Here is a 16,028-nt window from a genome sequence, read left to right as displayed (position 1 = left end):
GGAACGATCGCTGGCTCCGGTGGTGGCCTGGTTCCAAGCGGTCGGCATTGCCTTAGGCCACCTGTGGCGTCGTTCGCTGCAGTTGCGCGTCATCGTGTCCACGCTGACGCTGTCGCTGATCGTCATCACGATCCTGGGCGTGGTGCTGACCAGTCAGATCACCGACCGGTTGTTGGACGCCAAGATCAACGCCGCGGTCGAGGAGATGGACCGTGCGCGCAACACGGTGGAAAGCCAGCTGGCGGGTGTGCACGACATCGGCGCCCAACCGCAGCGGTTGGAAGAGGCCCGCAACGCGCTGTCCAACCGCGGCGGCACCGGCCAGTCCACCGGCGCGGCGGGCAGCTTCGATTCGGCGCTGAGCGTCATCGGCGGGATGCCGCCGCAGCAGATTCCGCGCGGCCCGATCCAAGAGGTGCCCGACGAACTGCGCCGGTTCGTGCAGCGCAACCAGGTCAGCTACCAGTTCGCCACGGTCGACGACGCGGATGGCTACCGCGGGCGCGCGCTGATCATCGGCAGCCCGAGCGCGGAGATCCCGACCCTGGAGATCTACCTGATCTTCCCGCTGGCCAACGAGGAACGCAGCCTGTCGCTGATGCGCGGCACCATGCTGGTCGGCGGCATCGTGCTGCTGGTGTTGCTGGCCGCGATCACCGCGCTGGTCACCAGGCAGGTGGTCCTGCCGATTCGTTCCGCCGCCCGGATCGCGGGCCGGTTCGCCGACGGCAGGCTCAAGGAACGCATGCTGGTGCGCGGCGAGGACGATATGGCGCGGCTGGCCCAGGCGTTCAACGAGATGGCCGAGAGCCTCTCCAACCAGATCACCCAGCTGGAGGAGTTCGGCAATCTACAGCGCCGGTTCACCTCCGACGTCAGCCACGAGTTGCGCACGCCGCTGACCACCGTGCGCATGGCCGCCGACCTGATCCACGGCAGCAGCGACGACCTCGACCCCGCCCTGGCCCGCAGCGCCGAGTTGCTGGTCAACGAGCTGGACCGGTTCGAGGGCCTGCTCAACGACCTGCTGGAGATCAGCAGGCACGACGCGGGCGTCGCCGAACTCCAGGTCGAGTCGCTGGACGTGCGGATGTGCGCGCGGGCCGCGATCTCCACCGTGCGGCACCTGGCCAAGGACGCCGGGGTCGAGGTGATCAGCGATATGCCGGAGGACCCGCTCGTCGCCGAGGTCGATCCGCGCAGGGTGGAGCGCGTGCTGCGCAACCTGCTCGCCAACGCGATCGACCACAGCGAGGGCAAGCCGGTGCTGATCCGGATGCGCGGCGACGTCGAGGCCAACGCCGTCGCCGTCGTCGTGCGCGATCAAGGCGTCGGTCTGCGGCCGGGCGAGGAGAAGCTGGTCTTCAACCGGTTCTGGCGCTCGGATCCGTCCCGCATGCGCCGCTCCGGCGGCACCGGTCTCGGCCTGTCGATCAGCGTGGAGGACGCGAACCTGCACGAGGGCAAGCTCGAGGCCTGGGGTGAAGCGGGCATCGGCGCCAGCTTCCGCCTGACGCTGCCGCTGGTGCGCGGCAAGAAACTCGGCCCGAGCCCGCTTCCGCTGGAACCGGCGCGCAAGTCGATGCGCCTGGTCGAGCCGGAACCGCCCGTCGAACCGGAGAAGGCGCCGCCGGTCGCCGCCGAACCGGACGATGCCACTAACGACTCGACCGCTTCGAGCGCTGCGCAGGGGACGAGCGCCGTGCCGCATAGCGCGCAGCCGGGCAGTTCCGATCCGGCCGGTGCGCAGCAGGGCGATTCCGGGGCGGCGCTCGACAACGGGCGTTCGGAGCACGCGAACGAGCCGGACGGCGACAGGCCGAGCGGCGATGAAGGAGACAGCAGGGGCGCGGAAGGCGGCTCGGAGGCTCGTGCGAATGAACCGCACGCCCCGGCCGGCAGCACGCAGCCCACCGACACCGCCTCGACCGACGAGGCGCACGCGTCGGGAACGAACGGCTCATCGGCATCGGAGTCGGCGCAACCCGGGGGCGGCGGGGCGCGCGAACCGGGGGACGTACAGTCATGAGAATGCGTGTCAGATCTGCGCGGGAGCGGCGACTGACAGTGCTGGTGGCGACGATCCTCGCGGTCGTGGCACCGCTCACCGCCTGCGCCAGCCTGCCCGAGTCCTCCGCGCCGGAGGCGCTGGGCACCATCAACCGGGAGCCCACCTCCGAGGGTCCGCCGCCACCGGTCGCCAACCGCGATCCCGATCTGCTGCTGCGCGACTTCCTCCAGGCCACCGCCGATCCCGCCAACCGGCATCTGGCCGCCCGGCAGTACATGACCCCCGCGGCTTCCACCCAATGGGACGACGCGGCGGGCACCGTCATCGTCGAGAAGCCCGATACGTTGCGAGAGTCGCGCTCCGGAGACAAAGCCAACTATCTGATCCGCGCGCGCAAGGTCGGGGAGCTGTCCGCCGACGGCGGGTACCGTCCCAACGACGACATCCCCTTCGTCGAGAACAAGATCGAGCTGACCAAGATCAACGGCGAGTGGCGCATCGACGAATTGCCCGACGGCGTCGTCATGGACTCCACCGCGTTCTTCAAGTCCTACCGCCGCTACGTGCTGTACTTCATCGATCCGAGCGGCAATATGGCCGTCCCGGACCTGCGCTGGCTCGCGGTGCCGAAAGCCCAGCTGGCCCAGCGATTGCTCAGCTCGTTGCTCGAGGGGCCGCAGCCCGCGCTGGCCTCGGTGCTGCGCAGCGAGCTGACGCCACCGATCGCGCTGCGCGGGGCGATCACCAAGGCCAACGGTGACCCCGACGGCGTCGGCATCGGGCTCGGCGGCGTCAAAATCGACTTGGCGGGCGCATCGGCGTTGAATCCGCGCGAGCGCGAGCTGCTGGCCGCTCAGGTGGTGCTCACGTTGTCCAGCGCCGACGTCCTCGGGCCGTACATGCTGCTCGCCGACGGCAAGCCGCTGGACGAGCGGTTCGCCGCGAACGGCTGGAGCGTGGCCGACGTACAGCAGTTCAATCCGGCCACCTCCGTGCGCAACCAGACCGGGCTGCACGCGCTGCGCGGCGGGGGGCTGGTGCAAATCGCCGAGAACGGTGGCATCATCCCCGCTCCCGGCTACTTCGGCGGAGTGAACAACCTCCAGTCGGCGACGTTGTCCCCGGACGGTCAGCTCGTCGCCGCCGTCGCGGAAGCCGGAAGACCACCGGGCGTGCCGTCGCGCACGCTGATGGTCGGCACCTACGGCGGCAATGCCTTTCCGGTGGCCGAGGGCTTCACCATCACCCGGCCCTCCTGGACCGCGGACGGCAGCGCGGCATGGGCGGTGGTCGACGGCGACCGGGTGATCCGCGCGGTCAATGACCGGGGCAGTGGCAACGTATCGGTGCAGAACGTCGACATCTCCGGGCTGACGGCAGCATCCTCGGCCACCTCGCCTCGGCTGCCGATCACCGAACTACGGATCTCCCGGTCCGGAGTGCGGGCGGCGATGATCGCCGACGGCAGGGTGTACGTCGCGGTCGTCGTGCCCAAACCGGACGGAAAGGTGGCGCTGACCTCGGCGCTTCCCGTGGGCGTCGGACTCAGCACGGCCGCCGTCTCGGTGGACTGGCTCGACGCGGACACCATCATCATCGCCCGTGAGGGCAATGTGGACCCGGTCAGCACGGTGTCGGTCGACGGCTCGGAGCCGACCCCGCTGACCTCACAGAATCTGACGGCGCCGGTGCGCTCGGTGAGCGCGAGCCCGGACCACCAGTACGTCGCCGACTCCCGCGCGGTGCTGGAGCTGACCTCCGCTCCGGACCAAGGGCAGCCGTACTGGCGCGAGGTTCCGGGTCTGGGCGCGAACGCCATACCCGTCCTGCCCGGCTGAGGCTGAATCCCGCCCGAGTACGCGGTGCGGGATCGGTGCTACCGCTCGGGCGACCGAGAGGTACACGCGGCGATGGTGCAGGTCCTTCCGCGAGCATCGCCCGAGGGTGATCCAGCTGGCTCGATGCCATGGCCCGCCGCCGGGACCTACTCGAATGTGGGCGCCCCGGGCGGGTCTCCGGGCGTTGTTCCCGAGGCGGAACACCCGTGGACTGCCTCAGGGGTCTCCATGGGTTCCGAGTTGGGGGGCGGCGACCGTAGCGCGTAAATGTCCTTGCCGCAGAGGCATACGACCGCCGCCGTCGACCTGAGCGAGCGAACTTGTCGGGGGCCGGGCGCACACTCGGTCGATGCGAACCCTGCTCGATCTGGTACTGCCCGCCGCCTGCGCGGGCTGCGGACGTTCCGGAGCCGATTGGTGCGCCGCCTGTGCCGTCACCCTGACCGGCCCTCCGGTGCGGGTGTGGCCGCGCACCGATCCGGGCGTTCCGTGCTGGGCGCTCGGGCCGTACGCCGGGCCCGCGCGCCGGGCGGTGCTCGCCGTCAAGGAACGAGGCAGGCGGAATCTGGCGAAGCCACTCGGGGCGGCGCTCGCGGGCGCGCTCGCCGAGTTGCGTTCGCCGCGCCGTCCTTTGGTGCTGGTTCCCGCGCCGAGCAGGGGCGTGGCGGCGCGACGCCGAGGCGGCGATCCGGTGCTGCGGTCGGCCGCGGTAGCCGCGCGATGGCTACCGGAGACCAGCATGGTACCCCTGTTGCGAGTGGGGCGAGAGGTGCGTGATTCGGTCGGCTTGACACCCGCCGAGCGGGTTCGCAACCTAGAGGGGCGGGTGCGCACCGTCCCCGGCCGTTTCGCCGAGCGGGGAATACCGGCGAACGCCGAGATAGTGCTGGTCGACGACGTGTTGACCACCGGTGCCACGGCCCGCGAATCGGTGCGTGCACTGTGGCACATCGGATTGCCGACACATGGCGTTCTGGTTACGTGTGTTGCTTGACTCCGGGAAATTTGCGTGAACACTGGCGATCAGCGCGTCGGCGGACTAGCGTCGCGGACACACACCCGAACCGCAAGTTTGGAGGTGGCGCCTCGGACAACTTGTGCCGAGTAATTGTCGATCGGCACGGCTCAATCCCGCCGCACTGGAATCGGTCGGTGCGGCCAGATCCGGGAGGTACGCGTGACGACTTCTTCACGACCTTCAGTGAAAGATCCCGCTCCTTCGGTGCTGGACTCCGGCACCCAGGAAGCAGCACCCGAGCAACCCGCAGCGGAACGACCACGTGCGCCACGCGGCGACATCGTGGTGAAGGGCCGCAACGTCGAGGTGCCCGACCATTTTCGTATTTACGTCGCGGAAAAACTCTCCCGATTAGAACGCTTCGATCCATCGATCTTCCTCTTCGACGTGGAGCTGTTCCACGAGCGCAACCGGCGTCAGCGCAAGAACTGTCAGCGCGTCGAAATCACCGCGCGCGGAAAGGGTCCCGTCGTGCGGGCCGAGGCCTGCGCGGACAGCTTCTACGCCGCCTTCGAGTCGGTGACCGCGAAGCTGGAGAGCCGGCTGCGCCGCACCAAGGATCGGCGTCGGGTGCACTACGGCGACAAGACGCCGCTGTCGGTTGCCCAGGCCACCGCCGATCTGGTGGATGACTCCCTCTTCGAGCGGCTCACCGAGTCCGATGCCGCGCACACCCACCTCGAGCAAGGGCGCGAGCAGGATTACGAGGCCGGTCCCGGCCACATCGTGCGCACGAAGGTGCACTCGGCGACGCCGATGTCCGTCGACGACGCCCTGTACCAGATGGAACTCGTCGGTCATGACTTCTTCTTGTTCCACGACAAGGAGAGCGACCGGCCCTCGGTGGTCTACCGCCGCCATGCCTTCGACTACGGCCTGATCCGTCTGGCCTGACGGCACCGAACCATCCGTCCCACTTCTCCGGGCATTCAGCTCACCGGCTGGATGCCCGGAGAATCATGTCGAGACGCCTCTCGCACCCTGCGGCCAGTCGCGTGCCATCGCGAGTAACAGCCGCAGATCCGCGTCGATGTCGCCCACCGGCGGCCCGACCGGATGGTCCGACTGCCGCGTCCGCACCGCCGCGCCGCTCGATTTCGCGGCGATGGCGCACTGGATCTGTGCCACGTAGTCGGCGCCGGCGGCGTCCTCGGGCAGGTAGTGCCGCAGGTGCATCAGGGCGTCGCGGATCTCGACCGTCATGCGGATCAGCCGCGCGTCGGATTCGGCCGCGGGCAGGTCCGGCTCGAGCACGACCTCCGGCACCGCCGCGGTCAGATCGCGCCACAGCGGACGCAGGCGTCGGCAGTATCGTCCGGCGCGGTCCCAGCCCGTGCAGGCCCGCAGCCAGGTGACCAGCGGCACGGCCAGGAGCGCCGCGCCGAGCGCCGAGACGGCGAAAGTCGGTGCGGCCCAGCGCACCAGAGCCGGGTCGGCCGTCGCGCCGAGCCCTGCGAGCTGTATCGCGGAGACGACCAGGCCCGCGGATCCGACGACCAATGTGGCCAGCAGAGTGGCGTAGACGATCCGCTCCGCGGCGGTCGATTCGTCCGAGCGCAGTTCGCGCACCGCCGCGCGCCAGCACAGCCGACCGGCGGCCAGCAGCGGAAACCACAGGATCGCCCACACCACCAGCGCCTGCCAGTCCGGCGATTGCCCCACCAGCCGTCCCCCTTGGCGTGCCGCGGTCCCCACGACCAGGATGATCGCCGCTCCGGCCAGTCCGGCGAGGTCGTAGACCCGCTGCCGGGCGAACGCGGACGCGGGTTCGGCGCCGGACCACAGCCGGGCCGCCCCGTAGAGACCGACCACCTCCATCAACAGCGTGCCCATCGAAAGCTGGTGCAGCAGACTGCCGATCTGCGGTGCGATGCCGCGTTCGAGCAGGATCAGCGTGGCGATGCCCCACAGCATGGCCCGGTTGAGCAGGCGATCCACGGTGGAGTGGTGCAGCACGAGACGGCGCCCGAGCACGACCACCGCGACGAACACGATCAGCGGAATCGCGATCGGCGCCGGGACCGGCGAGGTCACCGCCGCCGGTCGCGGAAGAACGTGCGGTGCAGCAGCGAATCGCGGCTCGGCGGACGCATGGCGTGCAGCATCACCATGTCGGCGAAGGTCTCCGCGTCTCGTTCGCGCCGGGTGCCGTAGTCGGTGCGGCCGAGCACGTGGGCGATCGACTCGGGCGAGATCGAGGGCAGCAGGTCGGCGACCGCGGCCACGGTCGGTGCGCTCGCGGGCGCCTCACCGGATTCGGATTGCTCCGGACCGTGTCCGAGCAGCATGTGCCCGAGCTCGTGCACGATGATGTGCTCGGCGTGCCATTCGGTGGTGTCGGCGCCGTAGGCGATGACATCGCTGTCCTGCTTCGCGATCCACAGGCCGCTGCCCGTGCCGCATCCGGTCCCCGCGAGCAGCGCGGTATCGATCGGCAACAGACTGATGCTGCGGCCCCGGTACGCCGCGACATCATCGAGATAGGTCTGCAAATCCCATGGGTGGGGTATGGGGAGGTCCCGGGTCAAGCTCCGGAACCGGGCCTGGATGGCCATGCGATCGGTCTCCTACAAAAGCTCAGTGGCCCATGTAGGGAAGCATGCTACCGACTCGGCGGCATCGACCCTGCCGTGCTCTGGATGATCTTGGCGAGCATCCCCCGATCGATGTTGGAACCGCGCAGCGCGATGCTGGCGACGTTGGCGTCGCGCATGGTGGCGAGCAACTCGAGTTCCCGGTCGATCGCCTCGGCGGCGGGGCCACGGGTGAGCAGATAGTCGGCGGCCACGCCGAAGCTGCGCGCCACCGCGGCGAGGATCTCGGGATCCACCGCGCCCGCGTTCTCGTCGTCGAACTCGCCGTCGCGCAGGCGCGTCAGGAGGCCGGGCGGCACCGGGCGACCGAGAAAATCGCCTGCCTGCTCGGCGACGGATTCGACGCTGCGTTCCGGTGCGTCGCGCGGATGCACGACGGCGAACAGCCGATTGATCTTGCGGCTCAGCGCGAGTGCCGCGCGGTCGGGGCCGTTGTCGGTCATGGGTGCCTCGTCACTCACCGTTTCGAACCGTTGTCGTCGCCATGTTGGCCGCCAGCCACCGTGCGCGGAATCGGGCTTCGGTCGCCGCATCGATATCCTCCGATCGACCGGCCAGCCAGCGGCGGTACCGGCGTTCCTGTAGCTCGCCGGGGTCGCTGGCCTCCGCGGGGATCGCGAGCAGGTGCGCGAAGGCCATCTCCACCAGCGGATGCACTTGCCTGCCCGGTCCGCCGTTGCGTTCGAGCATGGCGGTCGCGTACCGCGCGGACAGCTTGGAGACCACCCGGTTGAGTTCCGCGATCGCCGCGACCACCTGCGGGTCGGTGGTGCGGCCGTTCTCGACGGCGTCGGTGAGCCTGCCCGACGCCGCGAGAAGACCGGTGAGATCGGAGATTTCGAAGCGGATCGCGTCCGGGCCCGCCACCACCGATTCGCCTGCGCCGCGCGGAGCGTTCGCGGGTTCGTCGGCGGCGGGAACGCCGCCCGCGTAGGTGCGGGCGGCGCTGCCCGGCAACCATCGCAGCGGGGCGTCGAGCTTGTTCAGCGTCTGCATGCTGATGGTCGCCTCGCCGTCCTCGATCTTCCGGATGGTCGGCGCCGAAGGTCCCCCGAGGTCGCCGATCTGTAGCTGGGTGAGGCCGAGCTCGTCCCGGCGTTCTCTGATGATTCGCCCGAATCTCTTCTGCCGCGACAGCTCCGAAGGGCTATGCATAGTGCGTTCATGGTAAGCCGCTAGGAGGTCTTAGGCAAATCAATAGAAACTATTTGGAAAATTAGTCGAAAGTTTGTTACGGTTCTTTGCGTCGGAAGGTCCCGGGGAGGGCCTGCGGCGGTTCCGGGACGGGCAGGGGCGTTCGCCGGGACGGGCGTCTCCGGTCTGCCGCTCAACGGCGCGCGGCGGACCGGTTCAGCGGCGGCGGAGGGGAGTGCCGCTACGTCGGGTTCACCGTCGGCGAAGGGGGTCGACGGTGAACTTACTTTAGAGTAAGTTTGGTGGACCGAGGCTTTCGAAAGGAAATCGCATGGCCACCAGAGCTGCTCGCCGTGCCGTGATCGTGTCCGGTGCGCGCACGCCGTTCCTGCGCGCGTTCACCGGATACACGCGGATGGATTCCATCGCGCTGGCCGACGCCGCGGCACGGGGGCTGCTGGAGCGAACCGGGCTGCCCGGCGCGCAAGTGGAGGCGATCGTGTGGGGCGGTGTCATCCTGCCCGGCGCGGCGCCGAACATCGCCCGGGAGATCGCGCTGGACCTGCGGCTGGATCCGGGTTGCGAGGGCTACACGGTGACCAGGGCCTGCGCCTCCGGTTTGCAGGCGGTCACCTCGGCGGCGGCCGCGATCGAGCGGGGCGAGTACGACATCATGATCGCGGGCGGCAGCGATTCCACCTCGAACGCCGAGGTCAAGTTGCCGCAGAAGGTCGTGCACGCGGCGGCGCCGCTGGCGCTGGGCAAGCCGAAGCCGAAGGACTACCTGTCCGCGGTCGCGCGCCTCGCGCCGTTCACCGATCTGCTGCCGAGCCGGCCCAGGATCGCCGAGCGCACCACCGGTGAGGTGATGGGCGAGTCGGCCGAGAAGATGGCTCGCATCCACGGCGTGAGCCGCGCGGACCAGGACGAGTTCGCCGCCCGTTCGCACCATCGCGCGGCGGCCGCCATCGAGTCCGGCCGGTTCGATGACGAAGTGCTGCGGGTCCGCACTCCCGAAGACGTGGAGATCCTGCGCGACGGCTTGGTGCGCGGCGATACCAGCATCGCGAAGCTGGCCGCTCTGAAGCCGGTCTTCGCCGCGGACGGCAGCGTGACCGCGGGCAACGCCAGCCCGCTCACCGACGGGGCCGCCGCGGTGCTGTTGATGAGCGAGGAGAAGGCGCACGCCCTCGGGTATCGACCGCTGGCTGCGTTCCGGTCGTGGAGCTACGTGAGCGTTGATCCTGCCGATCAGGTGCTGATCGGCCCGGCCATCTCGATGCCTCGGGCGCTGGAGAAGGCCGGGATGTCGCTGGGCGACGCCGATCTCGTCGATATCCACGAGGCCTTCGCCGCCCAGACCTTGGCGGTGCTGACCGCGCTGGCCAGCGACGAGTGGGCCAAGACCCGGCTGGATCGCGACACCGCCGTCGGTGAGGTGGACATCGACAAGCTGAACGTGCACGGTGGCTCGATCTCGCTCGGCCACCCGTTCGGGGCCACCGGGGCGCGCATGGTGACCACCATGGCCAACGAGCTGGCCCGCACGGGGAAGAACACGGCACTGCTGGGGATTTGCGCCGCGGGCGGCATCGGCGCGTCGGCGGTGCTCGAACGCGTCTGACGCGAGCGGGGTCGCCGCACCCGCCGGCCATAGGCCCGCCCCGGCGGCGGTCGCCTCGGCTACCGTCGCCCCGGCGTCCTCACTTGCCCGTGGCGCCCCGCCGCTTACGTCCCTCGTCCGCGAGGATCCGCAGACAGGTCTGGTGCTTGGTCTCGCCGGGGATGCCTTCCCGACGCAGGCGCAACGTCGCCTGTGCCAGATCGATGCCCAGCTCGCTCGACAGCCGAACAGCATCGACATTGGCCATATGCAAAAACCTCCTGGAACCGACGAACTCCCGTGAAGAACACTGCGTCAGAGGCAGTTTCGCCCTTGTCGTACCCAGTGGGCATCCGATTGAACCATGAACGATCCACACATTTGCGTAACGATGCGCGACCGAGACGGGGAGATCAGCCGCGATAGGTTTCGCGGTGCACCGCCTCGGTGAGCGGTCTGCCCGAGCGCCAGCCGAAGCGCTCGAGATCGGGGACGCGCTGGAATTCGTGCACCGGCCCGACGCACAGCCAGGCGACCGTGCGGACGCCCTCCGGAAGGCCGATCAGGTCGGACAGGAAGCCGGGATCGTAGAACGACACCCACCCGACGCCGATATCTTCGGCGGTGGCCGCCAGCCAGAGATTCTGGATGGCGAGAACCGCGGAGTAGATACCGGTTTCGGGCACTGTGGCCCGCCCGAGCACCTGCGGTCCGCCGCGCTCGTGGTCGTAGCAGACCACCACTCCGGTACCGCTCTCCAAAATGCCCTCGATCTTGATCGGCTCGAAGGTGGCGGCACGCTCGGGCGGCAGCGCGTCCCGGAACTCGTTGCGCTTGCGCGCCACATGGTCGGCGAACTTGCGCAGCGTCGCCGGATCGCGGACCACCACGAAATCCCATGGCTGCGAATTCCCCACGCTGGGCGCCCGGTGCGCGGCGTCCAGCAGCCGCCACAGCGTCGCCTCGTCCACGACCTCGCCGGTGAACTCGGCGCGCACGTCGCGGCGCCGCCGGATGGCCTCGTAGACGTCCAGAACCTCAGGATGCACCGTCTGAGTCAATCAAATCCGGCGAACTCACCGCACACGGCCCGGCCGACCGACCCGTGACGCCCGTCGGCGCGGATCCCGAGACCGAGCCGACGTCACCGCGCGAGTGGAATCAGCGCGCCGCGGGCGCGCCACGCCGGGCGAGCCGCCGCCGCCCCTGGGCGAGCGCGGTGCGCAGACCACGACGCCGACCGGTCACCGGATCGATGGTGGCCGCGGCACTGCCCCCGAACTTGCGTTCCGAGGCGGTCTCCGGCGCGTCGTCGGCGGTGGCCCGCAGGTACTTGTTCGGCAGCGACAGCTTGAGGATGGTGCGCCACGCCTTGAAGTACTGCACCGGCAGCGAGCCGGTGGTGTAGGGCAGGTCGTACTTGTCGGCCAGCTCGCGCACCCGCACGGCGATGTCGGCGTACCGGTTGCTCGGCAGGTCGGGGAACAGGTGGTGCTCGATCTGGTGGCTCAGGTTGCCGGTCATGAAGTGCATGACCGGGCCACCGGAGATGTTGGCGCTGCCGAGCATCTGGCGCAGGTACCACTGGCCGTGCGTCTCACCGTCGATGTCGGCCTTGGTGAACTTCTCCGCCCCGTCGGGGAAGTGCCCGCAGAAGATGACCGCGTTGGACCAGACGTTGCGGATCGCGTTGGCCGCCAGGTTGGCCGTCAGCGTGGAGAAGAACGCCGGGCCGGTGAGGGCGGGGAAGATGACGTAATCCTTGAGGATCTGTTTGCCCATCTTGGTGAGCGCCTCGCTGCGCTTGCGCTCGAACTCGGCCCGCTCGGGGGAGCCCGGCTTGTACCGGCCCGCCACCAGCTTGCCCAGTTCCATGTGCTGGATGGCGACGCCGTACTCGAAGAACAGCTGCAACACCAGGTTGTAGATCGGGTTGCCCAGGTTGAACGGCTTCCAGCGCTGGTCGCGCGTCACCCGCAGCAGGCCGTAGCCGATGTCGTCGTCCATGCCGAGCACGTTGGTGTACTTGTGGTGCAGGTAGTTGTGGGTGTGCTTCCAGTGCTTGGCGGCACCGGTGTTGTCCCATTCCCACGAGCTGGAGTGGATCTCCGGATCGTTCATCCAGTCCCACTGCCCGTGCATGACGTTGTGCCCGATCTCCATGTTCTCGATGATCTTGGCGGTGCCGAGCAGGGCGACGCCGGCCAGCCACGCGGCGCGCACCGGGCTGGCGAACAGCACCGCCCGGCCGCTGATCTCGAGGGCTCGCTGCAACCTGATGACATTGCGGATGTACTTCGCGTCGCGCTCGCCGCGCGAGGCTTCGATTTCCCGCCGGATCGCGTCGAATTCCGCGCCGAGTGCTTCCACGTCGGCCTCGGTGAGGTGCGCGTATTCCTTGACATCCGAGATCGCCATACGGGTTACTTTACCGTAAGTTACGAAAGCGTAGGTTGCGAGGTGCGCCGCGAGGATGTGTCAATCACCCTATTGCGGTCCTGGTCGTCGGCTGGTAGGTTAGCGCGCCCTTCGGAGAAAGCGAAACCGCCTGTCCCGCATGGCTTTTTCGCGCAGCGCCGCTTGTTCGTGCCGGGCTCGCTCCTGGAGCGCGACCGTGGCTTCCCGCAGTACCTGGCCCTCGTGCTCGGCCTTCTCCTTCAGTGCCGCTTTGGCCTCGCGCAGCATCTCCTTCTCCTGCCGCGCCTTGTCCTTCAGTACGACCTTCGCCTCGTGCAACGCCGAGCGCAGACCGCGCCGCTTGCCGGTCTCCGGATCGATGCGCAGCCAGTGCGTGGACTCCGTGCCGAGCGACGGCAGCGTGATACCGGCGAACTTGCGTTCCGACGAGGTCTCGGGCGCGTTGTCGGCGGTCGCCTTGAGGAACCGGTCCGGCAGCGCCAGCTTGTGGATCGTGCGGAAGGCGAGCAGATACTGCTTGCCCAGCGATCCGGTGGTGTAGGGCAGGTCGTACTTGTCGCACAGCTCGCGCACCCGCACCGCGATCTCCGGGTACCGGTTGCTCGGCAGATCGGGGAACAAGTGGTGCTCGATCTGGTAGCAGAGGTTGCCGCTCATGAACGCCATGGCGGGCCCGGCCTTGAAATTCGCGCTGCCGAGCATCTGGCGCAGGTACCACTCGCCGCTGGTCTCGTTCTCCAGCTGCTCGATGGTGAACTTCTCCGCGCCGTCCGGGAAGTGGCCGCAGAAGATCACCGCGTACGCCCAGAGATTGCGCACCAGGTTCGCCGTCGCGTTCGCTTTCAGCGTCTGCTTGAACGCCGGGCCGGTGAGCGCGGGATAGAACAGGAAGTCCTTGGCCACCTGGCGGCGGATCTTGCGTCCGAACACCACGTTCGGCTCCGACATCAGCTCCCGGGGAGGGGTGCCGGCCAGCTCCTTCTCGATGCTCCAGTCGTGCAGCGCGATGCCCCACTCGAAGGTCGCGGCCAGCAGCAGGTTCGCCAGCGGCTGCACCAGGTGGATCGGCCGCCACGGCTCGTCCCGGGTCATCCGCAGGATGCCGAAGCCGAGATCCTCGTCCTTGCCCAGCACATTGGTATAGGTGTGGTGGGAGTAGTTGTGCGCGCGGCGCCACTGCGCGGAGGGGCCGGTCATGTCCCACTCCCACGAGGTGGAGTGGATCTCCGGGTCGTTCATCCAGTCCCATTGCCCGTGGCTGACGTTGTGCCCGAGCTCCATGTTCTCGATGATCTTGGCGACCGACAGCAGCGCGGTGCCGGTCAGCCAGGCCCAGCGATTGCGGCTGCCGAAAAGCACGGCGCGAGCCGCGACTTCGAGACCGCGCTGTGCCGCGATCGCGCGCCGGATGTACTTCGCGTCACGCTCGCCACGGGACAGCTCCACCGAACGCCGGACGGAATCGAGTTCCTGCCCCAGTGACTCGATATCGGCCGCGGTGAGATGGGCAAATGTCTTGATGTCGGTGATTGCCACCGGGGTCCTTTCGCTACTCGATCTCCTCGAGGGTACCCGCTGGACTACACGTCCAGGGTGCAGTCGCCCGCGGCCGCCGAGATGCAGGTCTGCACCTTGTCGCCTTCGCGGCGCTCCTCACCGTTGCGCAGGTCGCGCGCGTGGCCGGAACTCAACGTGACCACGCAGGTCTGGCAGATGCCCATCCGGCAGCCGAACGGCATCTGCACGCCGGCGGACTCACCGGCCTCGAGCAGGCTGGTCGCGCCGTCGGCCTCGACGGTGCGACCGGTTTTACCGAAGGTGACCGTGCCGCCCGCACCGACCGACGAGCGCTCGATCTCGAAGCGCTCCACGTGCAGCCGTTCCGGCAGGCCCGCCGCACGCCAGTGGTTCTCGAGCTCGTCGAGCATCCCGGCCGGGCCGCACGCCCAGGTCTGGCGTTCGCGCCAATCCGGGAACTCGGTGTCGAGTTCGGCGAGCGCGAACTTGCCTTTCTCGGCGGTGAGATGCAGACGGGTGTCGAAGCTCGGGTTGCGCTCGTGCAGCGCCCGCAACTCCGCACCGAACATCACGTCGTCAGCGGTCCGGGCCGAGTGCAGATGCGCCACGTCGGTGAACAGCTCACGCCGGTCCATGGCGCGCAGCATGGACATCACCGGGGTGATGCCGCTGCCCGCGGTGAGGAACAACACCTTCTCCGGCGGCGGGTACGGCAACACGAATCCGCCCTGCGGGGCGGCGAGCCGGACGACGGTGCCGACCGGCACGCCACTGACCAGATGGCTGGACAGGAAGCCCTCCGGCATCGCCTTCACGGCGATGGAGATCAACCGCTTACCGGCGTGGCCCGGCACCGACCAATCCGGCGGACAGGTCAGCGAATACGAACGCCAATGCCAGCGTCCGTCGACCAAGAGGCCGATGCCGATGTATTGGCCGGGCTGATATTTGAAGTCGAAGCCCCATCCGGGCTGAATCACCAGCGTCGCGGCGTCGGCGGTTTCCTTGCGCACCTCCACGATGCGCCCGCGCAGTTCGCGCGCCGACCACAGCGGGTTGGCCAGGTGCAGGTAGTCGTCGGGTAGCAACGGCGTGGTCACCCGCGCCACGGCGCCGCGCAGCACGTTCAGTTTGCCGCCACGCTCGGCGACGCTTGCGGCGGGCGCCTCCAGCCACGCGCGGACGCTTCGCACGGAGAAGCTCCCAATTTTCGAACCCATCGCTGCCGTTGATCTCCCTGTCGTCCGGATGCGCAGGCCGCCGTCTCGCCGATCGGATGCCTCGCCAGCAAGGTTACGGCATCGTAGGTTATCGCGGTGGGTGAGCCCGCGTACGCGGCCGCGAGTCAGAGCAGTTCGAGCAGGAACGGCAGCTCCTGAGCGGCGTACCAGGCCAATTGATGGTCCTCGGCGTCCCCGAGGACGAACTCCGCGTCGGTGTCGCCGAGATCGGCCGCGTCCACCACGTCGACGGCCTTGGCCACCTGCGGTTCGGCGTCGGCCAGATCGACGTGCACCGAGGCGATCTGCTGGTAGCCGATCGGACCGGCCAGCCGGACCACCGCGTCATCGAGGTCCGGCCGCAGTTTCGCGCCGGTCACGTCGGCGGCGATCACCGCGCGCCGGTAGACGGGACTGCCGCCCGCGGCCGGCGAGGCCTCGTCGTCGGACTCCTCCGACGATCCGATCGCCTCGCGTTCGGCGGCGAGCAGCCGCAGCGAGGCGCGGGCGGCCTCGTTCATGGCGACTTCGCCGAGTTCCTCGTCGTCGCCGGAGGCGTAGGCCTCGCGCAGCGCGGGCGTCACCGCGAACGCGGTCCCGCCGACGGCGGACAGTTCCCGGTTGTCGACCAGCTCGCGCAGCATCGGCACCGTAGCCGGGATGTAGACCCGCAG

At 68.8% G+C, this 16,028-nt stretch carries 15 protein-coding genes; 5 read left to right on the top strand and 10 right to left on the bottom strand.

The features are described 5' to 3' along the window. Positions 1 to 22 precede the first annotated feature (22 nt). From mtrB to hpf, 4 genes are all read left to right on the top strand, one after another. The gene (mtrB, locus tag ACZ6DL_RS31030; RefSeq protein ID WP_466056589.1) at positions 23 to 2,029 is read left to right on the top strand and encodes an MtrAB system histidine kinase MtrB; all 2,007 of its coding nucleotides are present in this window, start codon (positions 23 to 25) and stop codon (positions 2,027 to 2,029) included. Further along, positions 2,026 to 3,849 (top strand): MtrAB system accessory lipoprotein LpqB, encoded by a 1,824-nt coding sequence (gene lpqB / locus ACZ6DL_RS31025; RefSeq protein WP_466056412.1) that lies wholly within the window; start codon positions 2,026 to 2,028, stop codon positions 3,847 to 3,849. The genes mtrB and lpqB overlap by 4 nt, the downstream gene beginning before the upstream one ends. Positions 3,850 to 4,198: 349 nt before the next feature. Next, positions 4,199 to 4,843 (top strand): ComF family protein, encoded by a 645-nt coding sequence (locus ACZ6DL_RS31020; protein WP_466056410.1) that lies wholly within the window; start codon positions 4,199 to 4,201, stop codon positions 4,841 to 4,843. Between the two features lie 303 nt (positions 4,844 to 5,146). Then, the gene (gene hpf / locus ACZ6DL_RS31015) at positions 5,147 to 5,761 is read left to right on the top strand and encodes a ribosome hibernation-promoting factor, HPF/YfiA family (protein ID WP_245664033.1); all 615 of its coding nucleotides are present in this window, start codon (positions 5,147 to 5,149) and stop codon (positions 5,759 to 5,761) included. Between the two features lie 63 nt (positions 5,762 to 5,824). On the opposite strand, the gene ACZ6DL_RS31010 is transcribed toward hpf, so the two are convergent. From ACZ6DL_RS31010 to ACZ6DL_RS30995, 4 genes are read right to left on the bottom strand one after another with little or no spacing between them, the layout of a single operon-like run. After that, positions 5,825 to 6,901 carry an MAB_1171c family putative transporter gene (locus ACZ6DL_RS31010; RefSeq protein ID WP_466056408.1) on the bottom strand — a complete coding sequence of 359 codons (1,077 nt, stop codon included), beginning with the start codon at positions 6,899 to 6,901 and terminating at the stop codon, positions 5,825 to 5,827. Next, positions 6,898 to 7,422 carry a hypothetical protein gene (locus ACZ6DL_RS31005; protein WP_396981779.1) on the bottom strand — a complete coding sequence of 175 codons (525 nt, stop codon included), beginning with the start codon at positions 7,420 to 7,422 and terminating at the stop codon, positions 6,898 to 6,900. The genes ACZ6DL_RS31010 and ACZ6DL_RS31005 overlap by 4 nt, the downstream gene beginning before the upstream one ends. Positions 7,423 to 7,469: 47 nt before the next feature. Then, the gene (locus ACZ6DL_RS31000) at positions 7,470 to 7,904 is read right to left on the bottom strand and encodes a hypothetical protein (RefSeq protein ID WP_466056406.1); all 435 of its coding nucleotides are present in this window, start codon (positions 7,902 to 7,904) and stop codon (positions 7,470 to 7,472) included. A 10-nt stretch (positions 7,905 to 7,914) separates the two neighbouring features. Continuing rightward, positions 7,915 to 8,616, bottom strand: coding sequence for a helix-turn-helix domain-containing protein (locus tag ACZ6DL_RS30995; protein ID WP_357044789.1), 702 nt, complete (start codon positions 8,614 to 8,616; stop codon positions 7,915 to 7,917). 310 nt (positions 8,617 to 8,926) lie between these two features. Between ACZ6DL_RS30995 and ACZ6DL_RS30990 the strand changes: the two genes are divergently transcribed. Continuing rightward, positions 8,927 to 10,219, top strand: a complete 1,293-nt coding sequence (locus tag ACZ6DL_RS30990) for an acetyl-CoA C-acyltransferase (protein ID WP_466056404.1) — start codon at positions 8,927 to 8,929, stop codon at positions 10,217 to 10,219. Positions 10,220 to 10,298: 79 nt separating this feature from the next. Here the strand turns inward: ACZ6DL_RS30990 and ACZ6DL_RS30985 are convergent, their stop codons facing one another. The 6 genes from ACZ6DL_RS30985 to ACZ6DL_RS30960 form a co-directional block, all read right to left on the bottom strand. Continuing rightward, on the bottom strand, positions 10,299 to 10,466 hold the full coding sequence (locus ACZ6DL_RS30985) for a hypothetical protein (RefSeq protein ID WP_157172863.1): 168 nt from the start codon (positions 10,464 to 10,466) through the stop codon (positions 10,299 to 10,301). Between the two features lie 145 nt (positions 10,467 to 10,611). Next, positions 10,612 to 11,232, bottom strand: a complete 621-nt coding sequence (bluB, locus tag ACZ6DL_RS30980) for a 5,6-dimethylbenzimidazole synthase (RefSeq protein ID WP_466056587.1) — start codon at positions 11,230 to 11,232, stop codon at positions 10,612 to 10,614. Positions 11,233 to 11,359: 127 nt separating this feature from the next. Beyond that, positions 11,360 to 12,616: a fatty acid desaturase family protein gene (locus tag ACZ6DL_RS30975; RefSeq protein WP_466056402.1), complete on the bottom strand. Its 1,257-nt coding sequence runs from the start codon at positions 12,614 to 12,616 to the stop codon at positions 11,360 to 11,362. A gap of 99 nt (positions 12,617 to 12,715) precedes the next feature. Next, complete coding sequence (locus ACZ6DL_RS30970) at positions 12,716 to 14,152, bottom strand: fatty acid desaturase (protein ID WP_466056400.1); 1,437 nt, start codon at positions 14,150 to 14,152, stop codon at positions 12,716 to 12,718. A gap of 44 nt (positions 14,153 to 14,196) precedes the next feature. Further along, positions 14,197 to 15,354 carry a ferredoxin reductase gene (locus ACZ6DL_RS30965; protein WP_393239217.1) on the bottom strand — a complete coding sequence of 386 codons (1,158 nt, stop codon included), beginning with the start codon at positions 15,352 to 15,354 and terminating at the stop codon, positions 14,197 to 14,199. Between the two features lie 125 nt (positions 15,355 to 15,479). Next, positions 15,480 to 16,028, bottom strand: coding sequence for a DUF6912 family protein (locus ACZ6DL_RS30960; protein WP_466056585.1), 549 nt, complete (start codon positions 16,026 to 16,028; stop codon positions 15,480 to 15,482).

Source organism: Nocardia sp. NPDC041819 (genome assembly GCF_055590505.1).
The sequence above is the reverse complement of the archived record's forward strand: the minus strand, read 5'-3'. Positions and strand labels throughout refer to the sequence as shown.

Bases quoted from the DNA above. Each gene is read 5' to 3' on its own strand.
- ACZ6DL_RS30965 (WP_393239217.1), bottom strand. From the start codon at position 15,354: ATGGGTTCGAAAATTGGGAGCTTCTCCGTGCGAAGCGTCCGCGCGTGG.
- ACZ6DL_RS31000 (WP_466056406.1), bottom strand. From the start codon at position 7,904: ATGACCGACAACGGCCCCGACCGCGCGGCACTCGCGCTGAGCCGCAAG.
- ACZ6DL_RS30995 (WP_357044789.1), bottom strand. From the start codon at position 8,616: ATGCATAGCCCTTCGGAGCTGTCGCGGCAGAAGAGATTCGGGCGAATC.
- ACZ6DL_RS30985 (WP_157172863.1), bottom strand. From the start codon at position 10,466: ATGGCCAATGTCGATGCTGTTCGGCTGTCGAGCGAGCTGGGCATCGAT.
- ACZ6DL_RS30990 (WP_466056404.1), top strand. From the start codon at position 8,927: ATGGCCACCAGAGCTGCTCGCCGTGCCGTGATCGTGTCCGGTGCGCGC.
- ACZ6DL_RS31005 (WP_396981779.1), bottom strand. From the start codon at position 7,422: ATGGCCATCCAGGCCCGGTTCCGGAGCTTGACCCGGGACCTCCCCATA.
- ACZ6DL_RS30975 (WP_466056402.1), bottom strand. From the start codon at position 12,616: ATGGCGATCTCGGATGTCAAGGAATACGCGCACCTCACCGAGGCCGAC.
- ACZ6DL_RS31020 (WP_466056410.1), top strand. From the start codon at position 4,199: ATGCGAACCCTGCTCGATCTGGTACTGCCCGCCGCCTGCGCGGGCTGC.
- lpqB (WP_466056412.1), top strand. From the start codon at position 2,026: ATGAGAATGCGTGTCAGATCTGCGCGGGAGCGGCGACTGACAGTGCTG.